This window comes from Escherichia sp. E10V10 (assembly GCF_004211985.1).
In the GTDB taxonomy this organism is placed as follows: domain Bacteria; phylum Pseudomonadota; class Gammaproteobacteria; order Enterobacterales; family Enterobacteriaceae; genus Escherichia.
The window spans coordinates 160,818-176,798 of record NZ_RHJO01000001.1 but is presented as its reverse complement, the minus strand read 5'-3'; the positions used below and the strand labels follow the sequence as shown (position 1 = coordinate 176,798).

At 52.7% G+C, this 15,981-nt stretch carries 15 protein-coding genes; 1 reads left to right on the top strand and 14 read right to left on the bottom strand.

The features are described 5' to 3' along the window. Position 1: 1 nt before the first annotated feature. From hisJ to pdxB, 12 genes are all read right to left on the bottom strand, one after another. A complete protein-coding gene (gene hisJ, locus D9736_RS00790; protein WP_130216948.1) occupies positions 2 to 784 on the bottom strand; it encodes a histidine ABC transporter substrate-binding protein HisJ in 783 nt (260 codons plus the stop codon). A 220-nt stretch (positions 785 to 1,004) separates the two neighbouring features. Next, a complete protein-coding gene (gene argT, locus D9736_RS00785) occupies positions 1,005 to 1,787 on the bottom strand; it encodes a lysine/arginine/ornithine ABC transporter substrate-binding protein ArgT (RefSeq protein ID WP_064526540.1) in 783 nt (260 codons plus the stop codon). A gap of 264 nt (positions 1,788 to 2,051) precedes the next feature. Further along, the gene (gene ubiX / locus D9736_RS00780; RefSeq protein WP_130257458.1) at positions 2,052 to 2,621 is read right to left on the bottom strand and encodes a flavin prenyltransferase UbiX; all 570 of its coding nucleotides are present in this window, start codon (positions 2,619 to 2,621) and stop codon (positions 2,052 to 2,054) included. Between the two features lie 94 nt (positions 2,622 to 2,715). Next, positions 2,716 to 4,233: an amidophosphoribosyltransferase gene (gene purF, locus D9736_RS00775; RefSeq protein WP_130207254.1), complete on the bottom strand. Its 1,518-nt coding sequence runs from the start codon at positions 4,231 to 4,233 to the stop codon at positions 2,716 to 2,718. A 36-nt stretch (positions 4,234 to 4,269) separates the two neighbouring features. Next, positions 4,270 to 4,758: a colicin V production protein gene (gene cvpA / locus D9736_RS00770; RefSeq protein ID WP_000262113.1), complete on the bottom strand. Its 489-nt coding sequence runs from the start codon at positions 4,756 to 4,758 to the stop codon at positions 4,270 to 4,272. A 529-nt stretch (positions 4,759 to 5,287) separates the two neighbouring features. Beyond that, positions 5,288 to 5,950 carry a cell division protein DedD gene (gene dedD, locus D9736_RS00765; RefSeq protein WP_130207256.1) on the bottom strand — a complete coding sequence of 221 codons (663 nt, stop codon included), beginning with the start codon at positions 5,948 to 5,950 and terminating at the stop codon, positions 5,288 to 5,290. Next, positions 5,940 to 7,208 carry a bifunctional tetrahydrofolate synthase/dihydrofolate synthase gene (gene folC, locus D9736_RS00760; protein WP_130257457.1) on the bottom strand — a complete coding sequence of 423 codons (1,269 nt, stop codon included), beginning with the start codon at positions 7,206 to 7,208 and terminating at the stop codon, positions 5,940 to 5,942. The genes dedD and folC overlap by 11 nt, the downstream gene beginning before the upstream one ends. 73 nt (positions 7,209 to 7,281) lie before the next feature. Further along, positions 7,282 to 8,196 (bottom strand): acetyl-CoA carboxylase, carboxyltransferase subunit beta, encoded by a 915-nt coding sequence (gene accD, locus D9736_RS00755; RefSeq protein WP_064526523.1) that lies wholly within the window; start codon positions 8,194 to 8,196, stop codon positions 7,282 to 7,284. Positions 8,197 to 8,351: 155 nt separating this feature from the next. Beyond that, positions 8,352 to 9,011 (bottom strand): DedA family protein, encoded by a 660-nt coding sequence (locus tag D9736_RS00750; protein ID WP_000364330.1) that lies wholly within the window; start codon positions 9,009 to 9,011, stop codon positions 8,352 to 8,354. An 82-nt stretch (positions 9,012 to 9,093) separates the two neighbouring features. Next, a complete protein-coding gene (gene truA, locus D9736_RS00745) occupies positions 9,094 to 9,906 on the bottom strand; it encodes a tRNA pseudouridine(38-40) synthase TruA (RefSeq protein ID WP_001283597.1) in 813 nt (270 codons plus the stop codon). Next, positions 9,906 to 10,919 (bottom strand): aspartate-semialdehyde dehydrogenase, encoded by a 1,014-nt coding sequence (locus D9736_RS00740; protein WP_130257456.1) that lies wholly within the window; start codon positions 10,917 to 10,919, stop codon positions 9,906 to 9,908. Before D9736_RS00740 ends, truA begins: the two co-directional genes overlap by 1 nt. A 65-nt stretch (positions 10,920 to 10,984) precedes the next feature. After that, on the bottom strand, positions 10,985 to 12,121 hold the full coding sequence (gene pdxB / locus D9736_RS00735; RefSeq protein ID WP_130257455.1) for a 4-phosphoerythronate dehydrogenase PdxB: 1,137 nt from the start codon (positions 12,119 to 12,121) through the stop codon (positions 10,985 to 10,987). Positions 12,122 to 12,220: 99 nt separating this feature from the next. Between pdxB and flk the strand changes: the two genes are divergently transcribed. Beyond that, positions 12,221 to 13,213 (top strand): flagella biosynthesis regulator Flk, encoded by a 993-nt coding sequence (gene flk / locus D9736_RS00730; protein ID WP_130216936.1) that lies wholly within the window; start codon positions 12,221 to 12,223, stop codon positions 13,211 to 13,213. On the opposite strand, the gene D9736_RS00725 is transcribed toward flk, so the two are convergent. Together D9736_RS00725 and fabB are read right to left on the bottom strand one after the other, a co-directional pair. Then, positions 13,210 to 14,388, bottom strand: a complete 1,179-nt coding sequence (locus tag D9736_RS00725) for an MFS transporter (RefSeq protein ID WP_130207268.1) — start codon at positions 14,386 to 14,388, stop codon at positions 13,210 to 13,212. The two genes, flk and D9736_RS00725, sit on opposite strands and share 4 nt — an antisense overlap. Positions 14,389 to 14,653: 265 nt before the next feature. Continuing rightward, positions 14,654 to 15,874 carry a beta-ketoacyl-ACP synthase I gene (gene fabB, locus D9736_RS00720; RefSeq protein WP_000817178.1) on the bottom strand — a complete coding sequence of 407 codons (1,221 nt, stop codon included), beginning with the start codon at positions 15,872 to 15,874 and terminating at the stop codon, positions 14,654 to 14,656. Positions 15,875 to 15,981: the final 107 nt, after the last annotated feature.

Sequence of the window (15,981 nt, the reverse complement as noted above, 5' to 3'; positions counted from 1 at the left end):
ATTAACCACCATAAACATCAAAATCGAAGTACTTTTTCGCTAATTTCTCGTAAGTACCGTCAGCGCGCATGTCGGCAAAGGCTTTGTTCAGTGCCTCGCGCAGTTCGTTATCGTCTTTACGCAGGCCCATGCCGGTGCCTACGCCAAACAGTTTTTCATCTTTAACAGACGGGCCACCGAATTTGTAATCTTTACCGACGGGCTGTTTGAGGAAACCTTCGCTGGCGGCAACTTCGTCCTGGAACGCGGCATCAATACGCCCGGCGGTCAGGTCAGAATAAATATTGTCCTGCCCCTGATAAGAGACGATTTCAATGCCCTTTGGCGCCCAGTGCTCGTTACCAAATGTCTCCTGGGTCGTGCCCTGCAATACGCCCACCCGCTTGCCTTTCAGCGATTCTACTGTCGGCTGAATGTCGGAATTTTTCGCCACAACCAGGCGAGAATCGGCGGCGTACAATTTGTCGGTGAAGGCTATTTCCTGCTGACGTTTTTCGGTGATGGAAAGCGATGACATGATGGCGTCAATCTTCTTCGCTTTTAATGACGGAATTAACGCATCCAGCGGGTTTTCGACAAATGTACATTGCGTATTGATGCGTTTGCACAGTTCCTTCGCCAGGTCGATATCAAAGCCAACCAATTCACCTTGTGAATTTTTTGATTCAAACGGTGCATAAGTTGGGTCAGTACCGATGCGAATATTTTGCGGAATAGCAGCAAAAGCAGCAGTCGCGCTGGAGAAGGCCAGAACCAGAGAGAGCGATAGCACCAGTTTTTTCATAATGTCCTCAACTGACAGTCTTTTAATAGGGAATATTTACAGGTTTGTTACACTTATCGTGCCATAAAATTGACCAACAAGGCAAAATATCCTGGCCCGTTAATCGTATTATTTTTCATTAAAATTGCTTAAGTATGCATTTCAATGCACCACGATAGTGCAACAAACCTATAATGCACCATGATAATGACGCTATCAGGTGCAGCTTCCCTGCGACGTATCAGTCACCATAGACATTAAAATCGAAGTACTTTTTCGCCATCTTGTCGTAAGTACCATCCTGGCGCAGCTCGCCAAGCGCTTTGTCAAAGGCGGCTGTCAGTTCGGCATCATCTTTACGCAGCCCGACACCGGTACCGTCACCGAAGTATTTTTTGTCTTTCACTGATGGGCCTGCAAAGGCGAACTCTTTACCGGCAGGTTGCTTAAGGAATCCTTCACTGGCGGCGACTTCATCTTGTAACGCAGCATCCAGACGCCCCGCAGCAAGATCGGAATAGACTAAATCCTGGTTGGCATAGGCCACAACATCAATACCTTTACTGCGCCAGGTATCGTTAGCGTAGGCTTCCTGAGTGGAGCCTTGCAGCACTCCGACATGTTTACCTTTCAGTGAATCCAGCGTTGGCTGAATCGGCGAACCTTTAGCGGCAATCAGACGGGAATCCGCGGCGTACAGCTTGTCGGAGAAAGCAATCTCCTGCTGACGTTTATCGGTAATGGAGAGCGACGAAATAATAGCGTCGATTTTTTTCGCTTTCAGTGAGGGGATCAGCGCGTCAAAGTCACTGGCAACCCAGGTACATTTCACCTGCATCCGTTTGCACATCTCGTTACCGAGATCGATATCAAAGCCAACAAAGTCACCTTTGGCATCTTTCGATGAGAACGGTGCATAGGTGGTATCCGTTCCGATACGTACCGTCTCCGGCAGCGCCGCGTAGCTGGAAGCTGCTGCGGAGATACCGACTAACAAAGACAGAGCGAGAATCGACTTCTTCATACATAACCCTCAAGTGAAATGGCTTTTTTATATTGTGTATTGTGTTGTGTGTTTGCAGGCTCGTTCATGCAGGTCTTATGCCATCTTGCCGACAGCAGCAACATTCAACGTAAAATATGTTAATAAGACGTTGCATTATTGTCCTGAAATTGAAGATAGCAGGTATGGCGGTTGAATCGCAGCGTTTCGATTCAATGGAAGGAACAAAATGTCGAGGATTTGATCGCGGTTGCAAAATTGCCCTGAAACAGGGCAACAGCGGAGTTAAGCGCCCTGCCAGCGGGCAAAGAGATCTTCGGGAAGGGTTATCGAAAACTGGTCAAGAACACGGTTAACCGTCTGATTTATCACATCATCAAGGGATTGCGGGCGATGATAAAACGCCGGAACGGGAGGCATAATCACCGCACCGATTTCAGCCGCCTGAGTCATTAAACGCAGGTGGCCCAAGTGCAACGGTGTTTCACGCACGCAGAGCACCAACGGGCGACGCTCTTTCAGCACCACATCTGCCGCGCGGGTCAACAGGCCATCGGTATAGCTATGGACAATGCCGGAAAGGGTCTTGATTGAACAGGGTAAAATCACCATGCCCAGCGTCTGGAAAGAACCAGAAGAGATGCTGGCAGCAATATCGCGCGCATCATGAGTTACATCGGCTAACGCCTGCACTTCGCGCAGGGAAAAATCCGTTTCGAGGGATAAGGTCTGGCGCGCCGCCTGGCTCATAACCAGATGCGTTTCGATGTCTGTGACATCGCGCAGAACCTGTAATAAGCGCACGCCATAAATCGCGCCGCTGGCACCACTGATGCCTACAATGAGTCGTTTCATAGAGAGTTGCCCTGTCAGACTTGCTGGCAGACTTTGCAGGATTTCGGCGGGAGTTGCAAGTCAGGGTGCCAGACTGGCACCCTGAGTGAAGGCATCATCCTTCGTTATGCATTTCCAGGTTTTCCACTTCGTTCTGACGTTGCAATGCTTTGGCGTCGTCATTACGTAAAGTATCGAGAAAATCGAGGTAGCCCTGATCAACATCTTTGGTGACGTAGACGCCGTTGAACACCGAGCATTCAAACTGCTGGATATCCGGATTTTCAGCGCGAACGGCTTCGATCAGATCGTTGAGATCCTGGAAAATCAAACCGTCGGCACCGATGATCTGGCGAATTTCATCCACTTCACGGCCGTGAGCGATCAGTTCCGTGGCACTCGGCATATCAATACCATAAACGTTCGGGAAGCGAATTTCCGGTGCCGCAGAGGCGAGGTACACTTTCTTCGCTCCGGCTTCGCGTGCCATCTCGATAATTTGTTCAGAGGTGGTGCCGCGCACGATGGAGTCGTCGACCAGCAGGACGTTTTTATCGCGGAACTCAGCGCGGTTGGCGTTCAATTTACGGCGCACAGATTTACGACGCAGTTGCTGACCTGGCATGATAAAGGTACGACCAACATAGCGGTTTTTAACAAAGCCCTGGCGGTACGGTTTGCCCAGAATTCGGGCAATTTCCAACGCGATATCGCAGGAAGTTTCCGGAATCGGGATCACCACGTCGATATCAAGATCTTCCCATTCACGGGCAATTTTCTCGCCCAGTTTCGTGCCCATATTCACACGCGCGCTGTAAACGGAAATTTTGTCGATGAACGAGTCAGGACGGGCAAAGTAAACATACTCAAACAGGCACGGATTGCTGACCGGATTGTCAGCACACTGACGGGTAAACAACTGCCCTTCTTCAGTGATGTAAATCGCTTCGCCTGGGGCGACGTCACGCAGGAACTCAAAGCCCAGCGTATCGAGCGCAACGCTTTCGGAAGCGACCATATATTCTGTGCGATTCTCGTCGATATCGCGTTTCCCCAGTACCAGCGGACGAATACCGTTAGGATCGCGGAAGGCGACCATACCGTGACCGATAATCATCGCCACACAGGCATATGCGCCGCGAATTTGGCGGTTAGTCGCGGCAATGGCGGAGAAAATGTTATCGGCTTCCAGCGGGTAGTGGCGGAAGTTATCCAGCTCGCTGGCGAAGATATTAAGCAGAATTTCCGAGTCGGAAGTGGTGTTGATGTGGCGGCGTTTTTCTTCAAACAGTTTTTTACGCAACTCGTGAGCGTTGGTCAGATTGCCGTTGTGGGCAAGCGTAATACCATACGGAGAGTTAACGTAAAACGGCTGCGCTTCAGAGGCACTGGAGCTGCCAGCCGTAGGGTAACGCACATGACCAATGCCCATATTGCCCTGCAAACGCTGCATATGGCGAGCTTCAAATACATCGCTCACCAGCCCGTTCGCTTTACGCAAACGGAAGCAGTTATTGGCATCTATGGTGATGATGCCGGCGGCATCCTGACCGCGATGCTGAAGCACCGTTAAGGCATCATAAATCGACTGGTTAACCGGCATAACACCGGCGATACCGACAATACCGCACATACGTCTTTTTCCTCGTTAAGCCACATCTCAGAGCACTTACGCCCTGGGCAAGAAACTTGACGAGCTTTGCAGATAATCAAAAAACCATCTGATGATAAAACTGAACTGCGGGATCAGCTGTGATTTGCTCCAGTCTTCGCTTTTCGACACTCCAGTAAAGGAGTCGAGAAAGAAGAGAATGGCAGCAACAATCAACACACCGCGCAACGCACCGAAACAGACGCCCAGCACCCGATCGGTGCCTGACAACCCCGTTTTCTCCACCAGCTGGCCTATCACGAAGTTCACGATAGCACCAACGATCAGGGTAGCGATAAACAGTACCGCGATGGCAATCCCATTTCGAACCAGTTCGTCTTCAAAGCCCGTAAACCAGACTGACAGGTAAGTGTAGTAATGACTGGCGACAAAGAAAGCACAGCCCCATGTCACCAGCGATAACGCTTCACGAACAAAGCCGCGGATCAGGCTAACCAGAGAGGAAAAAGCAATCACCGCGATTATGGCGTAATCAATCCAGACCATATGTGTCCCACGATTTCGCCCTGTCATCCTGTTCGGGGCGCATTCTAACAGAAAAAGAAAACGTTTGCGTAGGGATTTCCTTCCCGCGCATCAATAAAAATGGCGCTGAAAAAAAATTCAACGCCATCGACTTTTTATGCCTTTGCGGCATCGGGCAACCATTGTCGGATGCGGCGTGAACGCCTTATCCGACCTACGGTTCTGCTCCAGCACAGGCCTGATAAGACATACTGGCGTCGCATCAGGCAACGGCTGTCGGATGCGGCGTGAACGCCTTATCCGACCGACAGTTCTACCCCTGCGTAGGCCTGATAAGACGCGCTGGCGTCGCATCAGGTAACGGCTGTCGGATGCGGCGTGAACGCCTTATCCGACCGACAGTTCTACCCCTGCGTAGACCTGATAAGACGCGCTAGCGTCGCATCAGGTAACGGCTGTCGGATGCGGCGTGAACGCCTTATCCGACCTACAGTTCTGCTCCAGCACAGGCCTGATAAGACATGCTGGCGTCGCATCAGGTAAAACCGTATTAATTCGGCGTGTAGCCCATAACCACGCCGCTCAAACCAGAGATCTGCTTCAGTTCGCCAAGCGATCCTTTCAGCTTATCTTTTGAGGCATCTGGCCCAACCAGAATACGGGTGATTTTACCCTGCACTGGCGTCGACGGCGAAGTATAAACCCGATATCCCGCGCCACGCAGCTTACCGACAATCTCATTCACTTTATCGGCATTTTTCAGCGCGCCCAGTTGCACAACATAGGCTTTACCCGTCGGCGCTGCCTTTTCTTCAACAACCGGTTTCGGTTCTGGCTTCGGCGGGGGCGGCACTTCAACCTTCGGCTTAGGCGGATCCACCGGTTTCGGTTTCGGTGGAGCGACCGGTGCAGGCTCAGGTTCAAACACGGTATTATTGGCCGCAATGGTTGTCGGGTCGAGCGAAGGCGCTGCGGCATCACCTGCCCGCACCTCTTCTGCCGCGCCTTCTGGCGGCTGTGTCGGCAACGCCTGAGTGGCGGCTGGCATCATATCTGGTTCGTCACGATCGCCCGCTTTCGGCACCAGCGGGATCGCTGCAAACTCATCCTGATAATGTTTTTTCTGCCCATCAAGCAATCCTGGAAGCACAATAACTCCCAGAGCTACCAGCACAATAGTGCCAACTAACCGATTCTGAAACTTACTCGCCACCGCTTCTCCTCGCGTCAATCACTTCCATGACATGTGCGACCGTATGGAACGAACCACACACCAGCACGGTATCTTCCGGTTTAGCGTCCGCCATTGCGGCTTCCCATGCCTGCGCAACGCTATCGAATGGTTTGCCGTTCCCCAGATGCTCAAGCAGTTGTGCTGCCGTGGCACCGCGCGGCCCTTCCAGTGGCGCACAATACCAGTCATCAACCACGCTTTTCAACCAGGCCAGTGTTCCGGCAATATCTTTATCATGTAGCATACCGATAACCGCCAGCACGCGCCCGTTTTTCGGTAACGCTTTCATGCGTCCGGTAAGATATTCCGCCGCATGAGGATTATGGGCGACATCAAAAATAACGCGTGGCGTCTCGCTCACAATCTGGAAACGTCCAGGCAAAATTGCGCTGGCAATACCGTCGCGAATTGCCTTTTCACTGACTTCCAGGCCGCTGGCACGCAGTGCCGCCAGCGCTGTTGCGGCATTCGGTTGCGGGACAAGTGGCAACGGTAACCCCGCCAACGTGCCGTGAGCGTCGGTAAATGACCAGTTATGGTCAGCGACGGAATAATTCCACTCAACGCCACAACGTTGCAACAGTGCGCCTTTCTCCTGTGCTACATCGGCAATGGTGTAAGGCATTTCCGGTTCACCGACGATTGCCGGTTTTTCGCTGCGGAAGATCCCCGCTTTCTCACGACCAATGCTTTCACGATCTGGCCCCAGCCAGTCGGTATGATCCAGCGCGATACTGGTTACCACGGCAACATCAGCATCGACAATGTTAGTCGCATCCAGACGACCGCCCAGACCTACTTCCAGAATCACCACATCGAGTTGCGCCTCTTTGAACAACCACAATGCCGACAGCGTACCGTATTCAAAATAAGTCAAAGAAATATCGCCGCGCTCGGCCTCAATCTCGGCAAAAGAAGCTGTATGAGCCGACTCCGCCAGTTCTTTGCCCTGTATACGAACGCGCTCGGTATAACGCACCAGATGCGGCGAACTGTAGACCCCCACCCTGTACCCTGCCGCCATCAGAATCGACTCCAGCGTACGGCAGGTCGTGCCTTTGCCATTAGTTCCCGCAACGGTAAACACAAACGGTGCAGGTTTAAGGACGCCAAGACGCGCCGCAACCTGGCTGACGCGATCAAGGCCGAGATCGATAGTTTTACTGTGCAGGTTTTCCAGATAAGAAAGCCACGAAGCCAGAGGCGACGCGGCTTGAGGAGTGCGTTTGATAATCATGGTATCCGCTGATTCGTTACGGGGAGAATAAATAGCAAAAGGGCAGAGCCAGTGGCCCTGCCCTTATCAGTTATCAGGCCTCTGGTTCCTGATCCGGCACCGGTGGCACCACTTCGCCTTCACGCGGCGCATCAGGATTAGGCGCTGGCAGATTCATCAGCTTCGCCAGAATGCTAGCCAGTTTCAGGCGCATTTCCGGTCGACGGACGATCATATCGATGGCGCCTTTCTCGATCAGGAATTCACTGCGCTGGAATCCTGGCGGCAGTTTTTCGCGAACGGTCTGTTCGATAACGCGAGGACCGGCAAAGCCGATTAACGCTTTCGGTTCAGCAATATTGAGATCGCCCAGCATCGCGAAGCTTGCAGAAACACCGCCCATAGTCGGGTCGGTCAGTACAGAAATGTACGGTAACCCGCGCTCCTGCATTTTCGCCAGTGCCGCAGAGGTTTTCGCCATCTGCATCAGCGACATTAACGCTTCCTGCATACGTGCGCCACCAGAAGCGGAGAAGCAGATCAGCGGGCAATTATCTTCCAGCGCTTGCTCAACGGCACGCACGAAACGAGCGCCAACCACTGAACCCATTGAACCGCCCATAAAGGCGAATTCGAATGCCGCAGCGACAACCGGCATACCGTACAGAGTGCCTTTCATCACCACCAGCGCGTCTTTTTCGCCGGTTTCTTTCTGCGCAGAGGCCAGACGGTCTTTATACTTTTTGGAGTCACGGAACTTCAGCACATCTTTCGGCTCAAGCTCGCTACCCAGCTCCACAAGGCTGCCTTCATCTAACAAGCTATGCAGGCGGTTACGCGCCGACATACGCATGTGATGGTCACACTTCGGACAGACCTCAAGATTACGTTCCAGTTCAGCGCGGTATAAAACCTGACCGCAGCTATCACACTTAGTCCACACACCTTCAGGAATGCTCGCCTTGCGGGTGGGAGTAATGTTGCTTTTAATTCGTTCAATCCAGCTCATTAGGGACCTTTCTGTCTGAACCTGGTTCGATGCCAGTTTTATCTTTGGGGACGCATAATGCCATTTTTGCCCCCAACAGACCATGAATGTTGCACATTAAAACATAACAGCCCGAAACTTTGGATAAAAAAGTGGTCGAACCGCGGAGTTACTTTTTATTTTGCGGCGCGTGCCGCTGCGCGTTTGTGACGAATAAATTCGAAAACCCCAGGCAATATTGAAACAAAAATAATGCCAACAATCATCAGTTTAAGGTTACTCTGAATGAAAGGGAGCGTGCCGAAGAAATAACCTGCGTAGGTAAAAATCAGTACCCACAACAGTGCACCAATCACGTTAAAAGCGGCGAAATGACGATACGACATGTGGCCCATTCCCGCAACGAACGGCGCGAACGTTCTGACGATCGGTACAAAACGGGCGAGAATAATTGTTTTGCCGCCATGTCTCTCGTAAAACTGATGAGTCTTATCAAGATAACTACGACGGAAAATTTTCGAATCCGGATTACTGAACAGTTTGTCACCAAATAACCGCCCAATGGTGTAGTTGACCGCATCACCCACAATTGCAGCAATCAACATCAGTACCACCATCATATGGACGTTGAGATCATTAGTCTCCAGAGATGCCAACGCGCCAGCGACAAACAGCAACGAATCACCAGGCAGGAATGGCGTTACCACAAGCCCGGTTTCACAGAACAGAATCAAAAACAGAATGGCATAAACCCAGACGCCGTACTCTGCGACCAGTTCCGCCAGATGCACATCAATATGCAAAATAAAATCGATGAGGAAATAAATCAGGTCCATAATTGCCTATGCCTTGTACTCTTCATTTCTCAGGCTGTAACTGCATTGGCTACAGCCTGAAATTTTTAGAGCATTATTCTCATTAGTCCGCCAGAAACAGCGGGCCCATTGGCGGTTTTGGAAGATCAAATCGGTCAGGGTAATCTACCGCAACCAGATACAGCCCTTCCGCTTTCGCCGTTGCTGCCGCCAACGTTCTGTCCTTTGCCGCTAACAGCTCTGCTATCCAACTCTCTGGCTGGTTGTGGGCGCCTACTTCCATCAGGCTACCGACAATATTCCTCACCATATGATGTACAAAGGCATTCGCTTTGATATCTACCACCACATAAGGACCATGTCGCGTGACGTTAATATGCATAACGTTGCGCCACGGCGTTCGGGACTGGCACTGCACCGCGCGAAATGAGGTGAAATCATTCTCGCCCAACAAGCATTGCGCAGCCCGATGCATCCGTTCGGCATCCAGCGGTTCGTAGAAGTGGGTCACACCTTTACTCAACACCGCCGGGCGCAGCCGATGATTGTAGATGATGTAGCGATAACGGCGAGCCGTGGCGCTAAATCGGGCATGAAAATCATCAGGTACAGCTTTAACCCAACGCACGGCGATGTCACCAGGTAAATTCGCATTTACGCCTAATGTCCACGCGGCGTCTTTGCGCTGCGCGGTGGTTTCGAAATGCACTACCTGCCCGGTGCCATGTACGCCTGCGTCAGTACGCCCGGCGCAGAAGACGGTGATGGGCTCGTTCGCCACCTGGGAGAGCGCCTTTTCCAGCTTCTCCTGCACACTGCGGACTTCGTTCTGCCGTTGCCAGCCGTAATACCTACTGCCGTCGTACTCAATGCCCAGCGCAATTTTATAAACTGGCGGTTGTTGCTGGTCGGACATTAGTACAGATACTCCTGCACCAGTTTCTCGGCGATTTTCACTGCCATCAGTGCGCCGCCAAAACGGACGTTATCGGCCACCGACCAGAACTGGATTTGCTCTGGAATACCGTAATCATTGCGCACGCAGCCCACAGAAAGATGCGGCGTACCCGAAGCATCCCCTACCTGAGTCGGGAATTCGTTCTCTTCAGAGAGCACAATATCTTCGCCCTGAGCAAACGCATCACGCGCTTCTTCTGCCGCCAGCGGACGCAGAGCTTCAAAGTTAACCATCTGAGCGTGACCGTAAAATACCGGTGCCTGCACGACGCTTGCCGAAATCATCAGCCCTTCGTCCTGCATGATTTTGCGCACTTCATCGATGATACGACGTTCTTCGCGCACGCTACCTTCCCTGTCCGGCAGTAACGGCAGCATGTTGAACGCCAGCTGACGTCCGAAGAAATCTTCTTCGTCAATCGGAATGCCGTTGAGCAATTTCGCACTCTGCCCCGCTAACGCATCGACCGCTTTTTTGCCCTGTGCGGAGGCTGAAATCAGGCTGGTAACGCTAATACGCGACAACCCGCCCTGATCGATTAACGGTTTCAGAGAAGCCAGCAGCTGGCTGGTCAGGCTGTCCGGTACGGCGATGACATTACGGTTACGGTAATCAGCAAGTACAAACGGGTTTACTTCCGGCACCACCAGCGGTACGTCGGGTTCGAGAGCAAACAATCCGCTGCTGTCGATAACCAGGCAGCCTGAGTTGGTTGCTTCTTCAACCCAGGTCGCGGTCGCTTCTTTGCCTGCGACAAAAAACGCCAGTTGCGCCTGCGTCCAGTCAAATTCGGCAGCATCCTGCACGGTGATTGTCTTACCACCAAAGCGCAGATGTTCGCCTGCGCTTTCGTTACGTGCCAGTGCATAAATTTCCCCAACCGGGAACTGACGTTCAGCCAGCGTTTCAATCAGGGCTTCGCCCACAGCGCCAGTTGCGCCCAGGACGGCAATGTTCCAGCCTTCAGACATGGTGGTTTACTCCAGAAAATGCAAAGCTCCCTGCCTATGTTACAGCAGAGAGCATGAAGAAGAGATTAACGAGCCGGATGATGAACGGCGTTAAAACCCAGTTTACACAGTAATGATGCCGCACTGGCGTCATTACAAATCACATACAGAGACGACCATTCACGGCGCTCAAGGTAATTTTTGCGCAGTTTATCGAACTCACCCGGTATTCCGGCGACTTTACGCAACGGCGCATCGTCGCGGCGCACATCATACACCAAATGCACCAGCCTTTTTAGCGTCGGCTGATCGATCGGACCATGCAGCGTGATGCGGCCAAACTCCGGCGCGGGCAGTAAAGTATCCAACGCCACGTGCTGTTCATGACCAATAAACTTGCTGTAGGCTTCAAACACTTGCGTTGTGCCACGCGCTTTACCTTCGAGGGTATAGCCCGCGATATGCGGCGTGCCGATATCCACTTTTTGCAGCAGCTCGACGTTGAGTTCTGGCTCGCCTTCCCAGACATCCAGCACCACGCTTAACTTCTGACCTTCATTCAGGCAGGTCAGCAGTGCGGTATTATCGACAACGGCACCACGGCAGGCGTTAATCAGAATTGCCCCCGGCTTCAGGCTGCGAATCAGTTTTTCATCCGCCAGATGCCGCGTTTTGTACGGACCATCTTTAAAGAGTGGCGTATGGAAAGTCAGAATGTCTGCTTGCGCGACCAGTTCATCAAGAGGACGGAAATCCCCCTCATCCCCACGATCGGCGCGTGGTGGATCGCAAAGCAATGTTTTGATCCCCCACGCTTCCAGCCGTGTCTGTAACCGTCGCCCGACGTTGCCGACGCCCACGATCCCCACGGTACGCTCGTGCAGTGAAAATCCATCGCGTTCAGCAAGCATCAGCAGTGACGAGAAAACATATTCCACTACCGCAATCGCATTGCAGCCAGGTGCAGCAGAAAAACCAATTCCCGCCTGCTTTAACCACGCTTCATCGACATGGTCCGTCCCCGCGGTCGCGGTGCCAATAAATTTTACCGGTTTTCCTGCCAGCAAAGATTCATTCACTTTCGTGACCGAACGCACCATCAAAGCATCTGCATCATCCAGTTCAGCAACTGGAATTGGACGCCCCGGAACCGCTTTCACCTCCCCCAGACGACTAAATAATTCGCGGGCATAAGGCATATTTTCATCAACAAGGATTTTCACGTTTGTGGTACCTGTATGAGAACGAGAGTTAACCGGACAAGTGTGCCATAATCTCGCGGCCAGGCATACTTGCGATGATTTCAGGTATAAGGATACGTAATGATACAACCAATTTCCGCCCCTCCTGGGCAACCACCGGGTCAGGGGGATAAACTGTCGTCTGGCGCAGGCAATCAGCCTTTATCCAGCTTACAACGTACAGTGCTGGAAAGTTTGATAACCAAAGTGACTTCGCTGACGCAACAGCAGAGCGCGGAATTGTGGGCCGGTATAAAGCACGACATCGGTCTGCCGGGCGATTCACCGTTACTTTCACGCAATTTCCCCGCCGCAGAACAAAACCTTGCACAACGTTTACTGGCCGCGCAAGAAAGCCATTCTGTCCGCCAGCTTTTGGCGCAATTGAGCGAGTATTTACGGCTGGGGAATAATCGTCAGGCGGTCACAGATTACATTCGTCATAACTTTGGTCAGACGCCGCTGAATCAACTCTCACCGGAGCAATTAAAAACCGTCCTGACGCTGTTACAGGAAGGGAAGATGGTTATCCCGCAGCCGCAACAGCGCCAGGCGACCGATCGCCCTTTGCTACCGGCAGAACACAATACGCTTAAGCAACTGGTGACTAAACTCGCGGCGGCAACAGGAGAACCCAGCAAACAGATTTGGCAATCTATGCTGGAACTTTCTGGGGTAAAAAATGGTGAGTTGATCCCGGCCAAAATGTTTACCCACCTGGTTACCTGGTTGCAGGCACGCCAGGTGTTAAGTCAGCAAAATACACCGACGCTGGAGTCGCTTCAGATGGCGCTAAAACAGCCACTGGATGCCAGCGAGTTGACAGTATTATCGAGCTATGTTGAGCAAAAATATGGCCTTTCTCAGCAATCAGCCCTGACTTCCGCACAGGCCGAGGATATCCTCAACCAGCTTTATCAACGGCGGGTGAATGGGATTGAACCGCGAGATATTCAACCGTTACTCAATCCCTTTACGCCATTCATTAACACGATGCAAGAAATGGCCATGCGCCCCAGCCTGTGGATATTGCTGACCGCCATCATCGTGATGTTGGTCTGGTTATTGAGTTAACCACGACGAAATGACAGTATCGTCACGATAATCCCCAGCACCGCCGATATCGCCCCGGCAAGGAATACCGACGAGTAGCCAAATGTGGTCGCCAGGACACCTGCCAGTGGCCCGGAAACACCGAGGGCGATATCCTGAAACGCCGCATAACCGCCGAGCGCAGTACCGCGAACCTGAGACGGAACGCGCTTAACCACTTCCACACCAAGCGCCGGGAAGATAAGTGAACACCCTGCCCCGGTTAACGCCGCACCAGCTAATGCCACCCACGCGCCAGGCGCTTGCCAGAGCAGCAACAAACCTACCGTTTCGACAAGCAAAGAGACAATCGCCACTTTCACGCCGCCAAAACGGTCTGGCATCCAGCCGAACATCACGCGCATCACGACAAATGCGCCGCCAAATGCGGTGAGTGTAAAACCTGCCATCGCCCATCCTTTGCTGGCAAAGTAGAGCGATACAAAGGTTCCGATAACCGCAAAGCCAACGCCCTGAAGCGCCAGACCAAGACCCGGTTTCCAGATAAGTCCGACAACGCTCCACAGCGATGGACGTTCTCCCGCCATTGCCGGTACTTTGCGGACTGTGCCGTTACAAGCCCACGCCAGTAAAGGCAATGCCATTGTCGTAAGCGCCAGTGCGGCAAAACCGTAATGGCTATGAATCAACAAGCCAAGCGGTGCGCCCACCGCCAGTGCGCCATAAATCGCCATCCCGTTCCACGACATCACTTTGCCTGAGTGTTTCGGCCCGACAATGCCCAATCCCCAGGTCAAAGCGCCCGTCAGCAACTGGCTTTCGCCAAAACCAAGAATCAAACGCCCGACGACCAGCAGAGCAAATTTAATCGGTGCGGAGACAGGCAAAAGCGCCGCCAGCAGCAGCGCGCCGCCAGCCAGACCACAGGCGAACATGCCCTGAAGCGCCGAGCGTTTTGCACCATATTGATCGGCCAGTCGTCCGGCGTAGCCACGCGTCAGCACCGTAGCCAGAAACTGAATGCCGACGGCAATCCCGACCATGGTGTTGCCATAGCCCAGTTCATGATGAACAAACAGCGGGATAACCGGCAACGGCAGCCCTACGGTCATGTAGGTGAGAAAAACCGCAAAAGCGATGCGGAAGAGCGAAAAATTGGCAGAAGATCGTGTTTCTGTTTGGCTTACAGCAGTCATGCATTACTCCAGAATGCAGCGCAAGGCGAGGAGTCTCCCCGTCTCATCTCTCTGGTTTTCAGGGTTACGGTGCGTTGGCAGGATTTAACGCGTACGTCTTTTCAGAAGGAAATCGACAAAGCGGGAAGTTTGCCTGGAACAGGCGGCGATTGTCAATGATGTGAAAAAGGGAACCATCGGGTTCCCTTATTCTTTAGTGCTGGAGGCAGCATTGCCGCGTATCGTCGGATGCGACGCTGACGCGTCCTATCCGACCTACTCCGAATTAATCTTTCAGCTTACGCATTACCAGCGTGGCGTTGGTGCCGCCGAAGCCGAAGCTGTTAGACATCACGGTGGTCAGTTCGCGATCGGTCGTTTCGGTCACGATGTTCAGACCCGCAGCCTGCTCGTCCAGCTCTTCAATGTTGATGCTCGGGGCGATAAAACCGTGTTCCAGCATCAGCAGAGAGTAGATAGCTTCCTGTACGCCAGCAGCACCCAGAGAGTGACCGGTCATTGCTTTGGTTGCAGAAATCGCCGGGCTCTTATCGCCGAACACTTCACGGATAGCCGCCAGCTCTTTCACGTCGCCAACCGGAGTCGAAGTACCGTGGGAGTTCAGGTAGTCGATTGGGGTATCAACACCGTGCATCGCCATCTTCATGCAGCGCACTGCGCCTTCGCCAGACGGAGCAACCATGTCTGCGCCATCAGACGTTGCGCCGTAGCCAACGATTTCAGCGTAGATATGAGCACCACGTGCCAACGCGTGTTCCAGTTCTTCGACCACCACCATACCGCCGCCGCCAGCGATAACGAAACCGTCACGGTGAGCGTCATAAGTACGGGAGGCTTTTTCCGGGGTGTCGTTGTATTTGGTAGACAGCGCGCCCATTGCGTCGAATTCGCAAGCCATTTCCCAGCACAGCTCTTCACCGCCACCAGCAAACACGATGTCTTGTTTGCCCAGTTGGATCTGCTCTACTGCGTTACCGATACAGTGTGCGGAAGTCGCACACGCGGAGCTGATGGAGTAGTTAACGCCGTGGATTTTGAACGGCGTGGCGAGGCAGGCAGAAACGCCAGATGCCATCGCTTTAGTGACCACATACGGGCCAACCGCTTTCAGGCCGCGCGGGCCGCGCATTGCGTCAGCGCCGAACACCTGGAAACGCGGAGAGCCGCCGCCGGAACCTGCAATCAGGCCAACGCGCGGGTTATTCTGGTAAGCTTCCGGGGAGAGGCCAGCATCTGCAATTGCCTGCTCCATAGAAAGGAATGCATAAATGGATGCGTCGCTCATAAAGCGCACAACTTTGCGGTCAATGAGGCCAGTGGTATCCAGTTTTACGTTGCCCCAAACGTGGCTACGCATGCCGGAATCCTTCAGCTCCTGAGAGAAAGTGATCCCTGAGCGTCCTTCACGCAGAGATGCCAGGACTTCCTGCTGGTTATTACCGATGCTGGAAACAATGCCCAGGCCAGTAATCACTGCACGTTTCATTCAATACCTCTGTAAGTCGCACATAGAGTAAGTTTCGAATGCACAATAGCGTACACTTGTACGCCGAACAAGTCCGATCAGCCAATTAATAGAGAAATTTGCGCAGC